The organism is uncultured Ruegeria sp. (assembly GCF_947489545.1).
Classification (GTDB): Bacteria; Pseudomonadota; Alphaproteobacteria; order Rhodobacterales; family Rhodobacteraceae; genus Ruegeria.
Map to the genome: position 1 here is coordinate 215886 of NZ_CANLDZ010000002.1, position 17575 is coordinate 233460.

Genomic DNA, 17575 nt, shown 5'->3' on the forward strand with positions numbered 1-17575 from the left:
TGGGGTAAGCTGCCACGAGCAGGTCGATACGTGATCAGAGTTCCAACTCGGGCCTGATACAGATAGAATTCCCCTATGTTGATTTTTCTTACAATTGTCGCACTGATCGCCGGGGCCCTGATCTTTCACCAATGGTCCAAGTCGCAAGCGCGTAAGTCGTTGCTGGCTGCTCCGCTGACGACGTATCAAAGCGACCTCATCGAAAGCCACGTTCCCATCGTGCGACGGTTACCGCCGGACCTGCGCGCCAAGCTGGATGGAAAGGTGAACCTGTTTCTGGATCAAGTGAACTTTTTCGGTTGTGACGGTCTGGAGGTCACAGAAGAGATGCAGCTGTCGGTTGCTGCACAGGCGAGTCTACTCGTGGCCAACAATGATATGTGGTACGACAACCTGACGACCATTTTGATTTATCCCAATGCCTTCAAATCCCGGCAAAGCAAACACAGCGGCTATGTCGTGACCGAGAAGGAAGTCATAAGGACCGGTGAAAGCTGGAATCGCGGACCGGTGATCCTGTCCTGGGCGCACAGTCAGCAAGGCGCGATGAATGACCATGATGGCCAAAATGTTGTCTTTCATGAGTTTGCGCATCAAATCGACGATCTATCTGGCAGCACAAATGGCGTCCCCGTTCTAAGCCGCGGACAGAGCTTTGATGAATGGGAGAGTGTCTTTCTGACAGCTTACAATGCCCATGTACGCGCTGTTGAAACCGGGCAACCAGTTGTTATCGACCCCTATGGCGCAGAGGGTCATGAAGAGTTCTTTGCCGTAGCCGTCGAAGTGTTTTTTGAGAAACCGCAGGCGTTAAAACAAGAGAACCCGGAAGTCTACGAACAACTGGAGAAGCTCTTTCACCTTGATCCCGCGGCCTGGGTTTAGCCCGTCCGAAGAAACTTCGCATAACGGCGCCAGCCCCGCGAAAGACGGTCAGCTGGTGACCGATATTGATCATCGAGCCAGTTGGCATGTGACAAAACATCATTTGAAATTCCCCATTCGCACCGATCTGACATAAGATAAGTCTTGTTGCACAATTTCATAAGACTGTTTTGACTTAGGAGTTTTCATGTCTTCCAAACTCATGGCCGAGTTCTTCGGCACTTTCTGGCTGGTCCTTGGGGGCTGTGGCAGTGCGGTACTTGCGGCGGGCGTCGCTGATGTCGGGATCGGATGGCTGGGTGTGTCCTTGGCATTTGGCCTGACGGTTCTGACTATGGCGTACACAGTCGGTCATATCTCGGGCGGTCACTTCAACCCGGCGGTCAGCCTTGGCCTGATGATCGGTGGACGGTTTCCAGCCAAGGATTTGATCCCCTACTGGGCGGCTCAGGTATTTGGCTCTATGGCAGCAGCGGCGGTTCTGTACCTGATCGTTAGCGGTGCACCGGACTTTATCGGGGTCGGCAGTTTCGCCTCAAACGGGTATGGGGACGCATCGCCCGAGGGCTATTCGATGCTGTCTGCGCTGGTGATCGAAATCGTGATGACCGCGTTCTTTATTCTCATCATTCTGGGTGCAACATCGGACAAAGCACCGGCCGGGTTCGCCCCAATCGCCATCGGACTTGGGTTAACGCTGATCCATCTGGTATCGATTCCAGTGACGAACACCTCGGTCAACCCGGCGCGATCGACTGGCGTGGCATTGTTTGCCGATGGACCTGCTCTGTCGCAGCTTTGGCTGTTCTGGGTCGCTCCGCTAATCGGTGGCGCCTTGGGCGCGGTGATCTGGAAAATCATGTCGGCAGACAAGTAAAACAGCCACTCAAAGGCGCAACTATGTCGGTTGCGTCGACTACCGTGTTTGTATTGCGTCGATCCGGCCGGTCCTTGTGCGACCAAGGTTGCAACGTTCGAAATTCGCAGGTCACACATCGTGTAAGATTCCGGCACTGCTGAATTGGCCGGTTGAATTCCAGTAAAAAGCCACGAAAATCAGGCCATATGTATACGAGTTCGAATTCATGAAATCCCGCACCGGTTTCAAACGCCCCGCGTCCGCGATCCCGGCAACAACCGGTCTGGTGGCAGTGATCAGCATCCCGGTTCTTCACTACCTGTGGCCGGATATGCCGAGTGTTTCGGACCGGGATCAAACCGTGTTATTTGCCTTGTCCGTCTTCGGGCTGATGGCGTTGTCCGAATTCTATTTTGCCAAACTGCATAGATTGCCGGGCAGCGGTCTGGTCTACAGGCTGCGTAATTTTTCTGACCCCACCTATATTCGGGATTTTCAGATCAAGCTGGTTGGATTGATCACAAGCGCTGCCCTGTTGGCGCTGCTCTACTGGTCGGCTGATCTGTACCGGGGCGACTGGTACACGCCTTTCTTCTCGCTATTGGCAGACTATTGGGGGCTTATCCTGGGCGTCGTTTTGGCCGTTGTGACATCGGTTCATTTCATGATGCGTGACCCACGTGACGGGATGTGGCATCTTGGGCAGGTTGTCCTGACCATGGGCCGCCAATCCACCAAGGCGCGGGGTTTGAAAGTCTATCTGCTGGGCCTTGGCGTCAAAGGGTTCTTTCTGCCGCTGATGTTCTGTTATCTGGTCTATGACTGGACGTTTTTCCAGTCCAGATCGCTTTGGGATGCCTCGGGGTTTCCTGAAGTCTACGAGTATCTTTTCAGGTTTTCGTTCTTCCTGGACCTGACCGTTGTTGTCATAGGATATGCAACTGCTACGCGCCTATTGATTTCCCATATCCGCTGGACCGAAACCACGGTTTCAGGGTGGCTGGTTTGCATAATCTGCTATTCCCCATTCTGGCAAGTCCTGTCCCGAGACTACTTCAACTATGTTCAGGACGATTTCGCCTGGGGCGCATGGCTTTGGAATTACCCGGTCGCCTATACGATCTGGGGCAGCACAATCCTTTTCTTTTTGGGGATGTATTGCCTGACGGCAGCCCGTATGGGTCTAAGGTTTTCGAACCTCACATATCGGGGGCTCGCCTGTGACTTCCCCTACAATATCAGCAAACATCCATCTTACATCAGCAAGAACATCAGCTGGTGGCTGGTTTCGATCCCCTTCATCGCGGTGGATTTCTGGGCGGGCGTTGCCAATTGCATCGCTTTGCTGGGTGTGAATGCCATCTATTTCCTGCGCGCATGGCACGAGGAACGATGCCTGTCACAAGCACCATCCTACCGCGCCTATCAGCGCTACATTAACGAAAATGGATTGCTGGCACGGATCAAAAACAGCGTGTCCAGATCAGAACCTCGGACATCAGAGAAGGTGAACTGACGCCGGGCTTTGGTCCACGTCGCTGGCTTTGGGCGGATCAATTCTGCCGGAAAAGTGCGGTGACCATCAAGCAGGCAGACAAGTTAGAACCCGCCGCATCCATTGGCGCCGGGTTCTTAAAGTTTATTCTGTGACGGTGACCTTTTTCATCACATCCGGCTGACCGACAACCGCGCCGTTCTGACCTTCGCCACGTTTGATTGCATCAACGACATCCATTCCCTCGGTGACCTGACCAACAACCGTGTATTGGCCGTCCAAGAACGGGCCTGGTTCGAACATGATGAAGAACTGCGAATTGGCGCTGTTGGGATCTTGCGACCGCGCCATCCCGACAACGCCACGATCAAAGGTGACGTCCGAGAATTCAGCCGGCAAATCTGCACGAGCGGATCCGCCGCGACCAGCGTTGTTAATATTAAAGTTCTCAGCGGATTGATCGCCGAATTCCACATCCCCGGTCTGGGCCATGAAGCCTTCGATCACGCGGTGAAAGACGACGCCATCATACTGACCTTCGGTTGCCAATGCCGAGATTTGCTCGACATGTTTCGGGGCAACGTCATCAAACAGGTCGATTGTGATCGTGCCGTTGGCGCCCTCACCCTCGACCTCGATTTGTAGACCCGTGGCCAGCGCGGGGCTGGCCAGCAGGGCAAAAACAGCGGCCAGCTTATGCATCTGCGGCCACCTTGACGCTAATCATACGATCCGGGTTCGCTGGTGGCTCACCCTTAACGATGGCATCCACATGCTCCATCCCGTCGATCACACGACCATAGACCGTGTACTGACCATTCAGGAAATGGTTGTCCTTGAAGTTGATAAAGAACTGCGAATTGGCCGAATCCGGGTTTTGCGAGCGTGCGGCGCCCAATGTGCCCCGGTCATGTGGCAGCTTCGAGAACTCGGCCGGAACGTTTGGCAGTGACGATCCACCGGTGCCAGCCATGCGCAGATTGAACCCGTCTTCCATGTTGCCGTGCTGTACGTCACCGGTCTGCGCCATGAACCCGTCAATCACACGGTGAAACGCCACGTTGTCATATTCACCTGCACGTGCCAGCTCTTTCATCCGTGCACTGTGCTGCGGTGCTACATCCGGCAACAGTTCGATGATGACATTGCCACCACTCAGTTCGACGATGATTGTGTTTTCGGGATCCTTGATCTCGGCCATGAGGCCCTCCTGTCGTTTTATCTTGCGCAAATACCTATGACGCACGCGCACGAATGCCAAGTGACGCATTGACCTGAGGGCAAAATGCAGGAAAAGAACCGCCTAAATCAGTTTCAACACTTAAGGATCACGCGATGAGCTGGAAAACGCTGGACGATATCGACCTGAACGGCAAACGCGTGCTGGTGCGCGTCGACATTAATGTGCCGGTCGTGGATGGGGCTGTGACGGACGCCACCCGCATTCAGCGCATCGTGCCAACCGTGCGCGACATTCTTGCGGCGGACGGCAAACCGATCCTGCTGGCCCATTTTGGACGCCCCGGCGGCGAGCGGCGCGAGAGCCTGTCATTGAAGCAACTGGTGCCCACGCTGGAAAACGCCTTCAACGCCCAGGTTCTGTTTGCCGCTGATTGTGTCGGCGTCGAAGCGGAACTGGCAGCAGAAGAACTTCAACCGGGTCAGGTTTTGCTGCTGGAAAACACCCGCTTTCACGCAGCCGAGACGAAAAACGATCCTGATCTTGCCGCTGGCATGGCCCGGTTGGGCGATATCTACTGCAACGACGCCTTCTCGGCCGCGCACCGCGCCCACAGTTCGACCGAAGCCATTGCGCGCCTGTTGCCATCCTGTGCAGGCCGTTTGATGCAGGCCGAGTTGGAGGCGCTGGAAGGTGCGCTGAGTGCCCCTAAACGTCCGGTGACAGCGGTGGTTGGTGGGGCCAAGGTTTCAACCAAGCTGGAACTGCTGGGCAACCTGATCGACAAGGTCGACTATCTGGTGATCGGCGGCGGCATGGCAAACACCTTTCTGGTCGCCAAGGGCATCAACGTCGGCAACTCGCTGGCCGAGACCGCGATGAAAGATACGGCGGCAGATATTCTGACCAAAGCCGACAAAACCGGATGCAAAATCGTTCTGCCAAGTGACATCGTGGTCGCAGAAAAATTCGAGGCCAACGCCCCGCATCAAGTACTGCCTGCCGACCAATGTCCAGATAACGGCATGATCCTGGACGCCGGCCCAGACAGCGTTGCCGAGATCACCGAGGTTTTTGCCCAAAGCCAAACGCTGATTTGGAACGGCCCGCTGGGCGCGTTCGAGTTGGAGCCGTTTGACACCGCCACCAATGCCGCTGCCCTGAAAGCTGCGGCGCTGACCCGGTCCGGTCAACTTGTCTCGGTCGCTGGCGGAGGCGACACGGTCGCTGCCCTGAATGCCTCGGGCGCTGCGCATGATTTTTCCTACATCTCAACCGCCGGTGGCGCGTTTCTGGAATGGATGGAAGGCAAGACACTGCCGGGCGTTGCAGCACTTGAGCACTAACCCGGCTTACTGATGCTTGCACATCACAACAAAGCGCCAAGACGCATTTCGGCGCTTTTTGCGAATCAGGGGATTCACATAGCGAATCACCTGTGACATAGTGCCGACAGATGCCCGCAAAGGGCACGTTTTTGAGGCAGATTTCATACGGCGGTAAACAGAGTGTCCCGTTCCCATCGGCCCGGTTTGGGCGCAGTTGTCTTTTTCTCGGTGGCTTTCATGCTGGGTGTGTATTTCACCTTTGCCGCCGTGCAAGGCGACTATGGCCTGTTCAGACGGGTCGAGATTGCTGCGGAGCGGGATGCCCTGTCGCGCAACCTGGCTCAGCTTGATGCCGAGATCGCCGAAATGGAAAACCTGACGCGTCGCTTGTCTGACACTTATCTGGATCTCGACCTGCTCGATCAGCAAGCCCGGTCGATCCTGGGTATGATCCGCGCGGACGAGATCGTTATCCAATAGCCTCGTCCCGCCTCTTGATCTAAAGACACATCCTTCAAGACTTCCAACGCCTTAAGCTCTGCCGGAAACCGCGGGCTTCGACGCTGCGTCACATTTCCACTCGCCAGATTGTCTCAAATGCTCTATGAGATAGTTTAAAGCTAAACTATCTGTCCGGAAGGGGGAGATCGCCACGATGGCTGCGCGAAAAACCACAAAGAAACCAAATGTTTCTGCGGAAGATCTAAAAACCTATTACCGCGAAATGCTACTGATCCGCCGATTCGAGGAGAAGGCAGGTCAGCTATATGGGATGGGTTTGATCGGCGGGTTCTGCCACCTGTACATCGGACAGGAGGCAGTTGTTGTTGGCCTCGAGGCTGCCGCCCAGGAAGGCGACAAGCGCATTACGTCTTATCGCGATCATGGTCACATGTTGGCCTGCGGGATGGAGCCGGGCGGCGTTATGGCCGAATTGACCGGGCGCATTGGCGGTCTGTCCAAGGGCAAGGGCGGCTCGATGCACATGTTCTCGAAAGAGAAGCATTTCTACGGTGGCCACGGCATCGTCGGTGCGCAGGTCCCCTTGGGTGCGGGTCTGGCCTTTGCCGACAAATATAAAGAAAACGGTGGCGTTACCTTCACCTATTTCGGTGATGGCGCCGCCAACCAGGGTCAGGTCTATGAGACATTCAACATGGCCGCCCTTTGGCACCTGCCCGTGGTCTTCGTGATCGAAAACAACCAATACGCAATGGGCACGTCGCAGGAACGATCAACTTCGACCAAAGACATCTATCACCGTGGCGAGGCGTTCGGCATCCCGGGTGAAATCGTCAATGGTATGGATGTGCTGGCCGTCAAAGAAGCGGGCCAAAAGGCCGTTGCACATTGCCGCTCTGGCAAGGGCCCTTACATTCTGGAAATCAAAACCTACCGTTATCGCGGTCATTCAATGTCTGACCCGGCCAAGTATCGCACCCGCGAAGAGGTTCAGAAGGTCCGCGAACACAGCGACCCGATCGAACATGTGCGCGAACTGCTGCTGTCCGGCAAACATGCGACCGAGGATGATCTGAAGGCAATCGACAAAGAGATCAAAGAGGTCGTGAACCAGGCCGCCGAATTCTCGAAAGAAAGCCCCGAGCCGTCATTGGATGAGCTCTGGACAGATATCTACGCCTGAGAGGACGAATAAGACATGGCAACCGAAATTCTCATGCCCGCACTCTCACCCACTATGGAAGAGGGAACATTGGCCAAATGGCTGGTCAAAGAGGGCGACACCGTATCCTCGGGCGACATCATGGCCGAGATCGAAACCGACAAAGCCACGATGGAGTTCGAAGCGGTCGATGAAGGCATCGTTGGCAAAATCCTGATCACCGAAGGCACCGAAGGGGTCAAGGTCAATACGCCCATCGCGGTTCTGGTTGAAGAAGGCGAAGACGCCTCGGCCCTGCCCGCGGCTGCACCCGCAGCCGCAGCGGTTGCCGATGCCGCCCCTGTGGCGGCCCCTGCCGCGCCGGTCGTTGATCTGTCGCCCGATTGGCCTGCAGATGCCGAGATGGCTCAGCAGACCGTCCGCGAAGCCCTGCGCGACGCCATGGCCGAGGAAATGCGCAGTGACGAAGATGTCTACCTGATGGGTGAAGAAGTCGCCGAATATCAAGGTGCTTATAAAATCTCGCAAGGCTTGCTGGACGAATTCGGTGCAAAGCGCGTGATCGACACCCCGATTACCGAGCACGGCTTTACCGGCATCGCAGTTGGATCCGCAATGGCGGGGCTGAAACCGATTGTCGAGTTTATGACCTTCAACTTCGCCATGCAGGCGATGGACCAGATCATCAACTCAGCCGCCAAAACATTGTATATGTCCGGTGGTCAGATGGGCTGCCCGATCGTTTTCCGTGGCCCCAACGGTGCAGCGGCGCGCGTGGCGGCCCAGCATTCTCAGGATTACACCGCATGGTATATGCAGGTGCCAGGCCTCAAGGTGGTCGCGCCCTATTCGGCGGCGGATGCCAAAGGCCTTTTGAAATCTGCCATTCGTGACCCCAACCCGGTCATCTTCCTGGAAAATGAAATCCTATATGGCCGGTCTTTCGACATGCCACAGGTGGATGACTTGACGGTCCCGCTGGGCAAGGCCCGCATCTGGCGCGAAGGGTCGGACGTGACCGTTGTCAGCTTTGGCATCGGCATGCAGTTCGCGCTTGAGGCTGCCGACAAACTGGCCGAAGACGGGATCAGTGCCGAGGTGATCGACCTGCGCACCATCCGTCCGATGGATACCGGCGCGATCATCAATTCGGTCATGAAAACCAACCGTCTGGTGACGGTCGAAGAAGGCTGGCCGCAAGGCTCGGTCGGTAGTTATATCTCATCCGTGGTGATGCAGGAAGCGTTTGACTATCTCGATGCCCCCGTCATCAACTGCACCGGCAAGGACGTGCCAATGCCCTATGCCGCAAACCTGGAAAAACTGGCTCTGGTGACCACTGATGAGGTGATCGCCGCAGTCAAACAAGTGACCTACCGGTAAGGAGCGACAGACAGATGCCTACTGAAATTCTGATGCCCGCACTGTCACCGACAATGGAAGAAGGCACGCTTGCCAAATGGCTGGTCAAGGAGGGCGACACCGTCTCGTCCGGTGACCTTCTGGCCGAGATCGAAACCGACAAGGCCACGATGGAGTTCGAGGCGGTTGACGAAGGCGTCGTCGGCAAGATCCTGATCCCCGAAGGTTCTGAAGGGGTCAAGGTCAACACTGCCATCGCAATCCTTCTGGAAGACGGCGAAAGCGCTGATGATATTGGCGCCGCACCTGCCAAAGCCCCAGCGGCTGCACCCGCAGCCGCCGCGGGCAACGAGGCTGCCGCGCCAGCGGTGTCCGAGGCGCCCGCCCCTGCCCCCGCCGCTCCGGTCAAAGCCGATGGCGGCCGTATCTTTGCATCGCCTCTGGCGCGCCGAATTGCTGCCCAGAAAGGTCTCGACCTTGCTCAGATTGCAGGTTCGGGCCCACATGGCCGGATCGTCAAGGCCGATGTAGAGGGTGCAACAGCAACGACACCTGTTGCCACGCCTACACCCGTGGCAGCAGCACCCGCCGCGGCCGCGGCCCCGACTGGTCCTTCGGCGGATATGGTCGCGCGGATGTACGAAGGCCGAGAGTACGAAGAGGTCAAGCTGGACGGGATGCGCAAAACCATCGCCGCCCGTCTGGCCGAAGCCAAGCAAACCATCCCACACTTCTACCTGCGCCGCGATATCAAGCTGGACGCGCTGCTGAAGTTCCGCAGCCAGTTGAACAAACAACTCGAAGCCCGCGGCGTGAAGCTGAGCGTCAATGACTTCATCATCAAGGCCGTCGCCAACGCGCTGCAACAGGTGCCCGAATGCAATGCCGTTTGGGCAGGTGACCGCGTGCTGCAACTGAAGCCCTCGGATGTGGCCGTCGCTGTAGCAATCGAGGGCGGTCTGTTCACTCCGGTCTTGCAGGACGCCGACACAAAATCGCTGTCTGCACTCTCAACCGAGATGAAAGACCTCGCAGGTCGCGCGCGCGAACGCAAACTGGCGCCGCATGAATATCAGGGCGGCACTTTCGCGGTCTCAAACCTGGGCATGTTCGGCATCGACAATTTCGACGCCATTGTGAACCCACCACATGCGGGGATTCTGGCGGTCGGTACTGGCGCAAAGAAACCCGTTGTCGGCGACGATGGAGAATTGACTGTTGCAACCATCATGTCCGTGACAATGTCGGTCGATCACAGGGTCATCGACGGCGCGCTTGGCGCGCAGCTTTTGCAGGCCATAGTCGACAATCTGGAAAACCCGATGGTCATGCTGGCCTAACCCGGCGAACACACACAAAAAAAGCCGCCTCAAATTTCGAGGCGACTTTTTTTGTTCATTCAACCCAGGCTATTGGTCCTTGCCCAGCATATGATCCATAGAAATGGATGGCTGATCGCACCCCGCTTCCCCCACGATCTTGGCAGGGATACCGGCCACCGTCTTGCAGGCCGGAACCTCTTGCAACACCACTGATCCGGCCGCAATACGGCTGCAGTGACCCACTTCGATATTGCCCAAAACCTTGGCCCCGGCCCCGATCAGAACACCGTCACCTATCGTCGGATGGCGCTGTTCCTCTTCCTTGCCGGTTCCGCCCAGCGTGACCGAATGCAACATCGAGACATTGTCGCCCACCACTGCAGTCTCGCCAATGACGATGGAATGAGCATGGTCGATCATGATGCCCTTGCCAATTTTCGCGGCCGGATGAATGTCGATCCCGAAGATTTCGGAGGACCGCATCTGGAAGAAATACGCTAGGTCATAACGCCCTTTGCGCCACAGCCAATGCGCGACACGATAGGCCTGCATGGCCTGATAGCCTTTGAAATACAGGATCGGCTGTAGCAGTCGATGGCAGGCCGGATCGCGCTCATAGACGGCCATCAGGTCGGCACGGGCGGCTTCAAGCAAGCTGTGGTCGTCGACATAGGCTTCATCGACAATCTCGCGCAGAACCATCATCGACATCTCGTTCGAGCATAGCTTTGCCGCCACCCTGTAGGAAAGGGCACGCTCCAAACTCCGGTGATGCAATATACAGGCGTGCACCAAACCACCCATCAGGGGCTCTTTCTCGACCGCTGCGTGGGCCTCAGAAGTGATACGATCCCAGACCGGGTCAACATTCGTCACTTGTCTGCGCGTTTCAAACATAGCTTTTGATCCTTTGCTGCGCCTAGAATGCCATTTAGTGACAAAAACACCAAACGCAAACCTGTGAATGACGATGCAACAAGAATGAATGAGTTAAAACGCGCCCGTTTCGAAACAAAAATCCGCGCGCGTTTGGCGGAACTGGTACAACTGTCCGCGTCAGGCCAGACGGCGCAGGCCGTGGTAGAACTAGACCAGCAGGCCGTTGGCCGCCTCAGCCGCATGGATGCATTACAAAATCAGGCGATGGCGAAGGCACAACAGGCCAACCGTGACCTCGAAACCTTTCGCCTCAGGGCTGCGTTAGTCCGCATTCAACAGGACGAGTATGGGTATTGCGAGGATTGCGGTGATGACATTCCGGATGGGCGGCTGAACTTGGATCTGGCGGCGAGCAAATGCGTCAGCTGTGCCGCTGGCTGATTTGAAATCGGACAAGATGGCGCAGAACCGTTTCAAAACATTGACAATATCGCACGTCGTCAAAATCAGGCTCATCCGGCAAGGACCTGTTTCGCGCAACCGCCATGAGCGAGCCATTACCATAGATCGGATGAAGCCGACCGGTTCTAAGGACATGCGCGTCGGCCAATTCAGCCTCAGCAATCATCCGAATGCAAAGACGCTCTCGGTCAATCTGCGGCACAGACAACAAAGCCCGTGCCGCAGAACTGACATCACCATGAAGAACAGGCGCATCAAACAGCCTACCCGACAATCAGACGGGACGCAGCGCCCGGCCCGTAAATGGCGGAGACTTGCGCAACTTCCACCTCGAATGGCCCCGTCAGCGCATCGGTTGCTTGCATCGCCGTTGAATAGAGCCAATTGGGCTCGGTCGTGACGACCTCACGCACCACCGTGCCGCCTTCCAATAGGCGCAGCAGGTAAGACTCGCTTTCTTCACCCAAGGGCACATCCAGGCCAGACCAATCATCACCGTCCAGCCGGGTGCGCCGTATCCACGACATCTCGAACCCTACGGTGGTCGAATTTGCCCTTAGATGCACAGGTGCGTAGGGTCGCAAACCGTTGCCGCCGAACGCTTGGACCAGATGCTGGTATGACGGGTCATCGTATCCGCGCGTCGCCGGGCCGATACGGTAGTGCTTGGCGATGCGCCGCTCGGTCCGCAACAGGCTGGTCTGATAGACCCGGTCGTTCAGCAGCACGAACAACGATCCTTCGGGCCACATATCTGGCATCAATGCGTCAGTGCCTAGTTGCCCCCTCAGCCGGCCAGACAGGGCATAGGTGCCCGACGCCTCTAACGCTGCATCGGAGAACTGGAACACTTCCCAGTTATCGGGCGTGCCATCGCCAATTGCGGCAAGGTTAACACCGTTCAGCAATAGGTCGCGTGGGCGGGATTCCAATACCCCCCCGATCAAATTGACCCGCAAGGCCGGACCTTCGTCCCAAATCCCGGCACTCGCCCGCCTTAGAGGCGTTTCGGTACGGCCAATGATGGCCTGACCGGTGATCACATCGCTCAGAATGTACCCCTCGTCAGCGGCGGACGAATAAACCGCCGCGCTGCCGGGCCATGGGTCGGCTGAAACCGCCAGGTATGGCGCGTGGGGCACTTCAGCACCGGTGATCAGCGGCAGGTCCAGGAAGACTGGCAGAACGGGAACAGGAGCCACATAAGGCTTTACGGTTACTGCATCCTCTTGCAGTTCAGCGGCCTTGTAGACCCCCTGTTCTATCCGAACAGCGTCTGCCAATTGCAAATCAGCTGTTTCCAGACGGTCGATCCGATAAACCGCTCCACCATCCTCATCCGACAGGCGCACCAGATCACCGGCACCCAAATGCATCATCGAGGGCGGCAATGCGAAACGGGACGTATCGCGGGACACCCGTGCCTCGCTCAACCAGCGTTCTGCAGTCTGCCGTCCCTCGGCGCGTGTCATCGACAATGGCATTTCATTGACCGAAACCGAATGCGTGCTGGTATCGGGCAAAACCGCTTCTTCCGCGACCACATCATGATCTGCGTCCGATTGCACAAACCGAAGGCGCACGCGGCCAGTCATTTCGGCTTCGGCTTCCCGGCGATATTCGACCGTGCCGTCTAGATCAGAACTGACGGCCAGATGATCAGGATCCAGTTGCACCGCCCCATAGCCATCTCGCATCTGAAACCGTAGCACCCCGTCGCGCTCGATGGCATCAAAACCATAGCGCAGCATCAGCGGTTGCAAGGCCGAACGCGCATTTGTCACGTCCTCGATCACGTAGCCGCGGACAATGCCGTAGAGCCCAGACACATCAATGTCCTTAACGCCGGCCCCATGACAGATCTCGGTCACAACCGATGCCAGAGTTCGCGATCCAGAACGCCCATTCAACCAATGGCCACGCGCATAGTTCTCACCGTCACTCCACTGACTTCGCAAATTCGGAAACGTTGGGAATGGACGAGCATCCCAGGCCCAGACATAGGCGTTTGACAGATCCAGCATGGGTCCGCCGTAAACGCTTGATACCGGATTGACCTGCGAATCATTCCAATAGCCCAGCGTCGCCCTAAGGTACTGCACCTGAATGAAATCATCGCGCAGCCCATTGGAGTACTTGGGCAAGAAGGATTCCGACGACTTTGGGTCCAGAAACTTGTTCGGCTGGTTCGTGCCTTTGTCGATCGCGGCGCATCCCAGTTCGGTGAACCAGATCGGCTTTGATCCCGGCACCCAATCGGTTGGGTTTGCCTGCCGGGCACCGCCTATCCGCTCGTGATGCGGGTTCGACCACCAATTGCGCAAATCCTTGTAACGCCAGATCCACGGCTCATTGTGCGCATCATCCTCGATTGGCGCTCTGATCTGGGCCAATGCTTCTTCTGGCGACGCATAATACCAATCATATCCTTCTCCGCCTTCGATGTTTCCGCGCAAATAGTCCAGATCGTATATGGAGGGCGCACCGGCCTCGGCATCCAGATGCTTTTCGCCGTCACGCCAATCCGAGAGCGGCATGTAATTGTCGATACCGACGAAGTCGATATTGTCATCGGCCCAAAGCGGATCGAGATGAAAGAACCTGTCACCGCTTCCGGTCGGTTGGTAGCCGAAATACTCGCTCCAATCCGCAGCATACCCGATCTTCGTGTTCGGCCCCAGTATCTGACGCACTTCAGCAGCCAGCGCACGCATTTGCCCGACAGCAGGAAACCCGGATGCGCCACGGATCTGTGTTAGACCGCGCATCTCGGACGCAATGCAGAACGAGGTCACGCCACCTGCTGCCTTGCACAACGCCGCATAGTGGAGAATGAACCGTCGCAAACCCCATTCTGCAGGACCGTGATAAGACACCGTGCCATTTCCAACAGAGAAGTCACTGGCCCGCGCGTGCCCAAAAAACGCGGCAACCTGAGCGTCGGCCGCTGCTGACTGATCCGGTGAGCCCGCACGCCCCGGTGCGATATCCAGCGTGATCCGCCCACGCCATGGTAAATGGGGTTGTTCGAGCCGATCAGACCACGGGTCCGGCAAACTGTTTCCCCGCAATTGCTCCATCAGGATAAACGGATAGAACATGACGCGTTTTCCGGTGGCTTTCAAATGCCGGATAGCCTGCACCACCGCCGCATCCGCAGGCGTACCGCCATATATCGGGCGATCATCCAGTTGCTTAACAATCAGAGCACTGTCGCGGTTCAGTCCCGACACCGTCCAGGGCATGCCCTGACCGTCGATTTCCTTCTGTTCGACCTTTGGCCGGATCTGGCATGAACCGCAACGCAGATCATCTCCGAACCAGGATACGATCAACGATGCGGCGTCACAGCTCGGCACTTCTTTCTCGAGCGCTTGCGTCGATGTCACCAGATCAGGCTGGCCCGAAGCAGAATTCACATTGGCTGCCCGATGGTGACCAAACTGATTGGAGTAGTTCACCTGCGTGCTGGCCAGCGCGTATTCGCCGGTTCCCGGCATCAGCGCGACGCCGCGAACGATTTGAGGCAACGAGCAGTCATGATCCGGCATATCGGGCTGCGCAGGACGCACCACTTCAAATGAGAATTGCGGAACACGATTGCCAAAAGCGGCCAATTGGAAGTCTTCAATTACAACATAAGCCGTTCCGCGATAGGCGGGCACGGTTCCTGCACCCTCGATGGACTCGATCAACGGGTCAGGCAATTGATCCTCGGTGCCATAGTAGATGCGCATATTCAGGCCGACACGTTCCTGTTCTTCACCATCGGCCCAGATGCGCGCAACGTCGGCAATTTCACCCGCACCGACGGCAATCGCCAGAGAAACAGAGTAACTGTAAGTGACCGTCGTAACCTCGGGTGTTTTGGGCTTTCCCTTGCCTCCGCTGCCGCCTTCGGTTGTGGTGCTTTGGGTTTCCAGAAAATCCGACGCCCAGATCACCTGACCGCCAACGCGCATGCGGCCAAAAACGGTCGTGACCGGTGCGCCTTCGCCGGTCTCGGTCAGCCGGAATCGATCCATCCGGCCGGTCTCTATGACCTCACTGCCATCTCCCATCACAGATTGACTCAGCAGCCTTTGGTCGATGATCCGACCCACCGTGGCACCCACCGCGCGCCCAATGATCGCGGTCGACAAACCGGCGACCGTGCCCCCGATTGAACCGCCCAGCGCAGCCCCTGCGGCAGCAAGAAGAATAGTAGCCATCAGAGATCCTCCAACGGGAATTCAAAACAGGCGACCACCCGGCGGCGCCAGGGATCGCTCAATGCGTTTTCGACAACGCCGTATCCGGAATATGCGTGGATAAAACGCGGCGCTTCGCCGGTTTCACTGACGATGCCAAGATGCTTGGCGACGCTTCGATCTCGCATTCGAAACAGCAGCACATCACCCACTTCCAACACGAATTTTGGCTTTTCAATCAGATGTCGTTGCGCGGCAGCCCACATGCGTTCTTCGCCCTGCGGTTCGGACCAGTCCTTGCTATAGGCTGGCACAGCTTCCGGTTCCCGCCCGACAAGCGCCCGCCAGACACCACGCAGCAGACGCAGACAATCCGTACCAGCCCCTTTGGTTGCCGCTTGATGTACATATGGCGTGCCCAACCAAGAGCGGGCCTCTGCGACAATGCCTTCTCTGCGCTCGCTCACCTGATGCTCCCCCCTTTGTTCGGCTTGTTTTTCTTAGGCACGGCCATCACCCAATCTTCGCCGGGAAGATCAGGAAAACCCTGAAAATTCAGCGTGTTGTTGAACTTCAGACGGCAGGTCTCCATACGCTTGTCGCATCCGGCGGTGAGCTTAACCCTGTCCCCGATGGCAAGCCCGCCACCAATGCTGGACCACAGCGTAATCTCGCGGCCATCGTCTATGCGACTGTCCTGCTTTATCGACGCCCACAAACCGTTTGCCGGGCCAGACACCACATCCAACCTGCCGCGTTCGAACCAAGCCTGATCCGCGGTTTCTCCACCAACCAGGCGTAGCAGCGTTCCGCCGTCAAACCCAAGAATTTCGGCTTCTACCGAATACCCCGGTGTATCAGTGTTGAACCGGCATACCCGATCCCCCAACACAGCCGTACAAGGCTTTTGGTAGACCCGCCCCAATGGCCGATTCAGCAAATCAGTCAACCCGCGCAACTCGGCGTGAAACGCACCACCTGCGCGCCGCAATTCGCCGATCGATCCTCGGAACTGCAGCATGCGCTGATCCAGGTTGGCCCAATTGACCAGCCAGGCACGCACCTCGGCCCCGTCAAAACGCCCCGCTTCAATATCTTCATCCCGCACTGAGGCGTCAGAAAGCGCACCCATGGCCTCGGAATTGTCGATCGACAGACCAGTTGCCTGCTCAATCGCTGCGGCGGTCAGGCCGGTACTGGCCTTGAAGACCAACCCGTCAAATCGCAGTTCCATGTCATGATCGGTAAACCCGTACTCCTGCCCATCGGTGCGCGTGATCGCCCAACATCGGCACACTGTAGTCAGCCCGCTTTGTAGATGAGCGTGCAAACCCTGCTTATCGCCCGCCATCAAACCCGTACCTCGACCACTGGAACACTTGGTGCATCGCCCGCCTGAAAGCTGGCGACACTGGTCTGGATCTTCTCGGTATCAAAGCGCACCGGCACGTCAAATTCGAACCCGGCCGTGATGTCGACCTCTTCGGGCGGCGGGTCAGCAAATGTGACCGTCCCGGTTGTCAGATCCACTTCAAAGTCGACCCCCTCCCGAACTTCGTCCTGATCCAAACCCAAACGCACCGTTCCCAGCACCGGTTTCACAATCGGGCGGACATAGCTGACCCCGCCCGAGCTATAGGTTTTGACCAGTTGAAACCGGGTCTGCACCCCATCACCGCGCGCGATGACCTGGTCTTCGCCCGTGACCTCGGCGGTCGCCTTGCCGGACTTGAAGTCCGACCAGTCTTTCCAACGAAACCCGAACATCTGACCTTGGCGTGCTTCGAAAAAGGAAATCAGCGTTTCAATGTCATCAAGGGACCGCATTCCCAGACCCGCATCATAGCGCCGCCGCGAATGGGCCCAGGGCGTGTTGCGTTCCTCGAACCCATTGGCCAAAGTCACGACATCCGTACGCCGTTCCGGACCACCGACCGAGCCAAAACTCAGACTCGCCGGAAACCTTACCTCATGAAAACTCATGACCTG

The 17575-nt window shown here is 57.1% G+C and carries 17 protein-coding genes; 9 read left to right on the top strand and 8 right to left on the bottom strand.

All coding sequences use genetic code 11. The features are described 5' to 3' along the window. Positions 1-75: 75 nt before the first annotated feature. The 3 genes from Q1B13_RS03740 to Q1B13_RS03750 all read left to right on the top strand — a co-directional run bounded on the left by Q1B13_RS03740 (position 76) and on the right by Q1B13_RS03750 (position 3260). Positions 76-885, top strand: coding sequence for a zinc-dependent peptidase (locus tag Q1B13_RS03740; protein ID WP_299076057.1), 810 nt, complete (start codon positions 76-78; stop codon positions 883-885). 187 nt (positions 886-1072) lie between these two features. Next, positions 1073-1762 carry an aquaporin Z gene (gene aqpZ / locus Q1B13_RS03745; protein WP_299076060.1) on the top strand — a complete coding sequence of 230 codons (690 nt, stop codon included), beginning with the start codon at positions 1073-1075 and terminating at the stop codon, positions 1760-1762. Positions 1763-1970: 208 nt separating this feature from the next. Continuing rightward, entirely contained in the window at positions 1971-3260 is a 1290-nt protein-coding gene (locus Q1B13_RS03750) for a hypothetical protein (RefSeq protein ID WP_299076063.1), read from the top strand. A 123-nt stretch (positions 3261-3383) separates the two neighbouring features. Here the strand turns inward: Q1B13_RS03750 and Q1B13_RS03755 are convergent, their stop codons facing one another. Both Q1B13_RS03755 and Q1B13_RS03760 read right to left on the bottom strand, forming a co-directional pair. Next, the gene (locus Q1B13_RS03755; protein ID WP_299076066.1) at positions 3384-3941 is read right to left on the bottom strand and encodes a peptidylprolyl isomerase; all 558 of its coding nucleotides are present in this window, start codon (positions 3939-3941) and stop codon (positions 3384-3386) included. Continuing rightward, positions 3934-4440: a peptidylprolyl isomerase gene (locus Q1B13_RS03760; RefSeq protein ID WP_299076069.1), complete on the bottom strand. Its 507-nt coding sequence runs from the start codon at positions 4438-4440 to the stop codon at positions 3934-3936. Before Q1B13_RS03760 ends, Q1B13_RS03755 begins: the two co-directional genes overlap by 8 nt. Positions 4441-4574: 134 nt before the next feature. On the opposite strand from Q1B13_RS03760, the gene pgk reads away from it, so the two are divergent. From pgk to Q1B13_RS03785, 5 genes are all read left to right on the top strand, one after another. Next, positions 4575-5765, top strand: coding sequence for a phosphoglycerate kinase (gene pgk, locus Q1B13_RS03765; protein ID WP_299076072.1), 1191 nt, complete (start codon positions 4575-4577; stop codon positions 5763-5765). A 162-nt stretch (positions 5766-5927) separates the two neighbouring features. Further along, positions 5928-6227: a septum formation initiator family protein gene (locus tag Q1B13_RS03770; RefSeq protein WP_298936058.1), complete on the top strand. Its 300-nt coding sequence runs from the start codon at positions 5928-5930 to the stop codon at positions 6225-6227. A gap of 175 nt (positions 6228-6402) precedes the next feature. After that, positions 6403-7392: a pyruvate dehydrogenase (acetyl-transferring) E1 component subunit alpha gene (pdhA, locus tag Q1B13_RS03775; protein ID WP_299076075.1), complete on the top strand. Its 990-nt coding sequence runs from the start codon at positions 6403-6405 to the stop codon at positions 7390-7392. 15 nt (positions 7393-7407) lie between these two features. Beyond that, positions 7408-8754, top strand: a complete 1347-nt coding sequence (locus tag Q1B13_RS03780) for a pyruvate dehydrogenase complex E1 component subunit beta (protein WP_299076078.1) — start codon at positions 7408-7410, stop codon at positions 8752-8754. 14 nt (positions 8755-8768) lie between these two features. After that, the gene (locus Q1B13_RS03785; RefSeq protein ID WP_299076081.1) at positions 8769-10073 is read left to right on the top strand and encodes a pyruvate dehydrogenase complex dihydrolipoamide acetyltransferase; all 1305 of its coding nucleotides are present in this window, start codon (positions 8769-8771) and stop codon (positions 10071-10073) included. Positions 10074-10142: 69 nt separating this feature from the next. Here Q1B13_RS03785 and cysE read toward each other — a convergent pair whose 3' ends face one another. Further along, the gene (gene cysE, locus Q1B13_RS03790) at positions 10143-10952 is read right to left on the bottom strand and encodes a serine O-acetyltransferase (RefSeq protein ID WP_299076084.1); all 810 of its coding nucleotides are present in this window, start codon (positions 10950-10952) and stop codon (positions 10143-10145) included. Positions 10953-10979: 27 nt separating this feature from the next. On the opposite strand from cysE, the gene Q1B13_RS03795 reads away from it, so the two are divergent. Further along, on the top strand, positions 10980-11375 hold the full coding sequence (locus Q1B13_RS03795; RefSeq protein WP_367180695.1) for a TraR/DksA family transcriptional regulator: 396 nt from the start codon (positions 10980-10982) through the stop codon (positions 11373-11375). Here the strand turns inward: Q1B13_RS03795 and Q1B13_RS03800 are convergent. Genes Q1B13_RS03800 through Q1B13_RS03820 form a run of 5 tightly spaced genes read right to left on the bottom strand, consistent with a single transcriptional unit; the run spans position 11356 to position 17569 of the window. After that, the gene (locus Q1B13_RS03800) at positions 11356-11670 is read right to left on the bottom strand and encodes a hypothetical protein (protein WP_299799698.1); all 315 of its coding nucleotides are present in this window, start codon (positions 11668-11670) and stop codon (positions 11356-11358) included. The two genes, Q1B13_RS03795 and Q1B13_RS03800, sit on opposite strands and share 20 nt — an antisense overlap. After that, a complete protein-coding gene (locus Q1B13_RS03805) occupies positions 11660-15607 on the bottom strand; it encodes a glycoside hydrolase/phage tail family protein (protein ID WP_299076090.1) in 3948 nt (1315 codons plus the stop codon). Before Q1B13_RS03805 ends, Q1B13_RS03800 begins: the two co-directional genes overlap by 11 nt. Then, complete coding sequence (locus Q1B13_RS03810) at positions 15607-16053, bottom strand: peptidase (RefSeq protein WP_299076094.1); 447 nt, start codon at positions 16051-16053, stop codon at positions 15607-15609. The genes Q1B13_RS03805 and Q1B13_RS03810 overlap by 1 nt, the downstream gene beginning before the upstream one ends. Further along, complete coding sequence (locus tag Q1B13_RS03815) at positions 16050-16937, bottom strand: DUF2163 domain-containing protein (RefSeq protein WP_299076096.1); 888 nt, start codon at positions 16935-16937, stop codon at positions 16050-16052. The genes Q1B13_RS03810 and Q1B13_RS03815 overlap by 4 nt, the downstream gene beginning before the upstream one ends. Further along, positions 16937-17569 (bottom strand): DUF2460 domain-containing protein, encoded by a 633-nt coding sequence (locus tag Q1B13_RS03820; RefSeq protein ID WP_299076099.1) that lies wholly within the window; start codon positions 17567-17569, stop codon positions 16937-16939. The genes Q1B13_RS03815 and Q1B13_RS03820 overlap by 1 nt, the downstream gene beginning before the upstream one ends. Between the last annotated feature and the right edge of the window lie 6 nt (positions 17570-17575).

What these genes read in the sequence shown, in the direction of transcription:
- pgk (WP_299076072.1), top strand. Translation starts at nt 4,575, where the DNA reads ATGAGCTGGAAAACGCTGGACGATATCGACCTGAACGGCAAACGCGTG.
- Q1B13_RS03820 (WP_299076099.1), bottom strand. Translation starts at nt 17,569, where the DNA reads ATGAGTTTTCATGAGGTAAGGTTTCCGGCGAGTCTGAGTTTTGGCTCG.
- Q1B13_RS03740 (WP_299076057.1), top strand. Translation starts at nt 76, where the DNA reads ATGTTGATTTTTCTTACAATTGTCGCACTGATCGCCGGGGCCCTGATC.
- cysE (WP_299076084.1), bottom strand. Translation starts at nt 10,952, where the DNA reads ATGTTTGAAACGCGCAGACAAGTGACGAATGTTGACCCGGTCTGGGAT.
- Q1B13_RS03780 (WP_299076078.1), top strand. Translation starts at nt 7,408, where the DNA reads ATGGCAACCGAAATTCTCATGCCCGCACTCTCACCCACTATGGAAGAG.
- Q1B13_RS03755 (WP_299076066.1), bottom strand. Translation starts at nt 3,941, where the DNA reads ATGCATAAGCTGGCCGCTGTTTTTGCCCTGCTGGCCAGCCCCGCGCTG.
- Q1B13_RS03760 (WP_299076069.1), bottom strand. Translation starts at nt 4,440, where the DNA reads ATGGCCGAGATCAAGGATCCCGAAAACACAATCATCGTCGAACTGAGT.
- Q1B13_RS03815 (WP_299076096.1), bottom strand. Translation starts at nt 16,937, where the DNA reads ATGGCGGGCGATAAGCAGGGTTTGCACGCTCATCTACAAAGCGGGCTG.
- Q1B13_RS03785 (WP_299076081.1), top strand. Translation starts at nt 8,769, where the DNA reads ATGCCTACTGAAATTCTGATGCCCGCACTGTCACCGACAATGGAAGAA.
- Q1B13_RS03805 (WP_299076090.1), bottom strand. Translation starts at nt 15,607, where the DNA reads ATGGCTACTATTCTTCTTGCTGCCGCAGGGGCTGCGCTGGGCGGTTCA.
- Q1B13_RS03795 (WP_367180695.1), top strand. Translation starts at nt 10,980, where the DNA reads ATGCCATTTAGTGACAAAAACACCAAACGCAAACCTGTGAATGACGAT.
- aqpZ (WP_299076060.1), top strand. Translation starts at nt 1,073, where the DNA reads ATGTCTTCCAAACTCATGGCCGAGTTCTTCGGCACTTTCTGGCTGGTC.
- pdhA (WP_299076075.1), top strand. Translation starts at nt 6,403, where the DNA reads ATGGCTGCGCGAAAAACCACAAAGAAACCAAATGTTTCTGCGGAAGAT.
- Q1B13_RS03750 (WP_299076063.1), top strand. Translation starts at nt 1,971, where the DNA reads ATGAAATCCCGCACCGGTTTCAAACGCCCCGCGTCCGCGATCCCGGCA.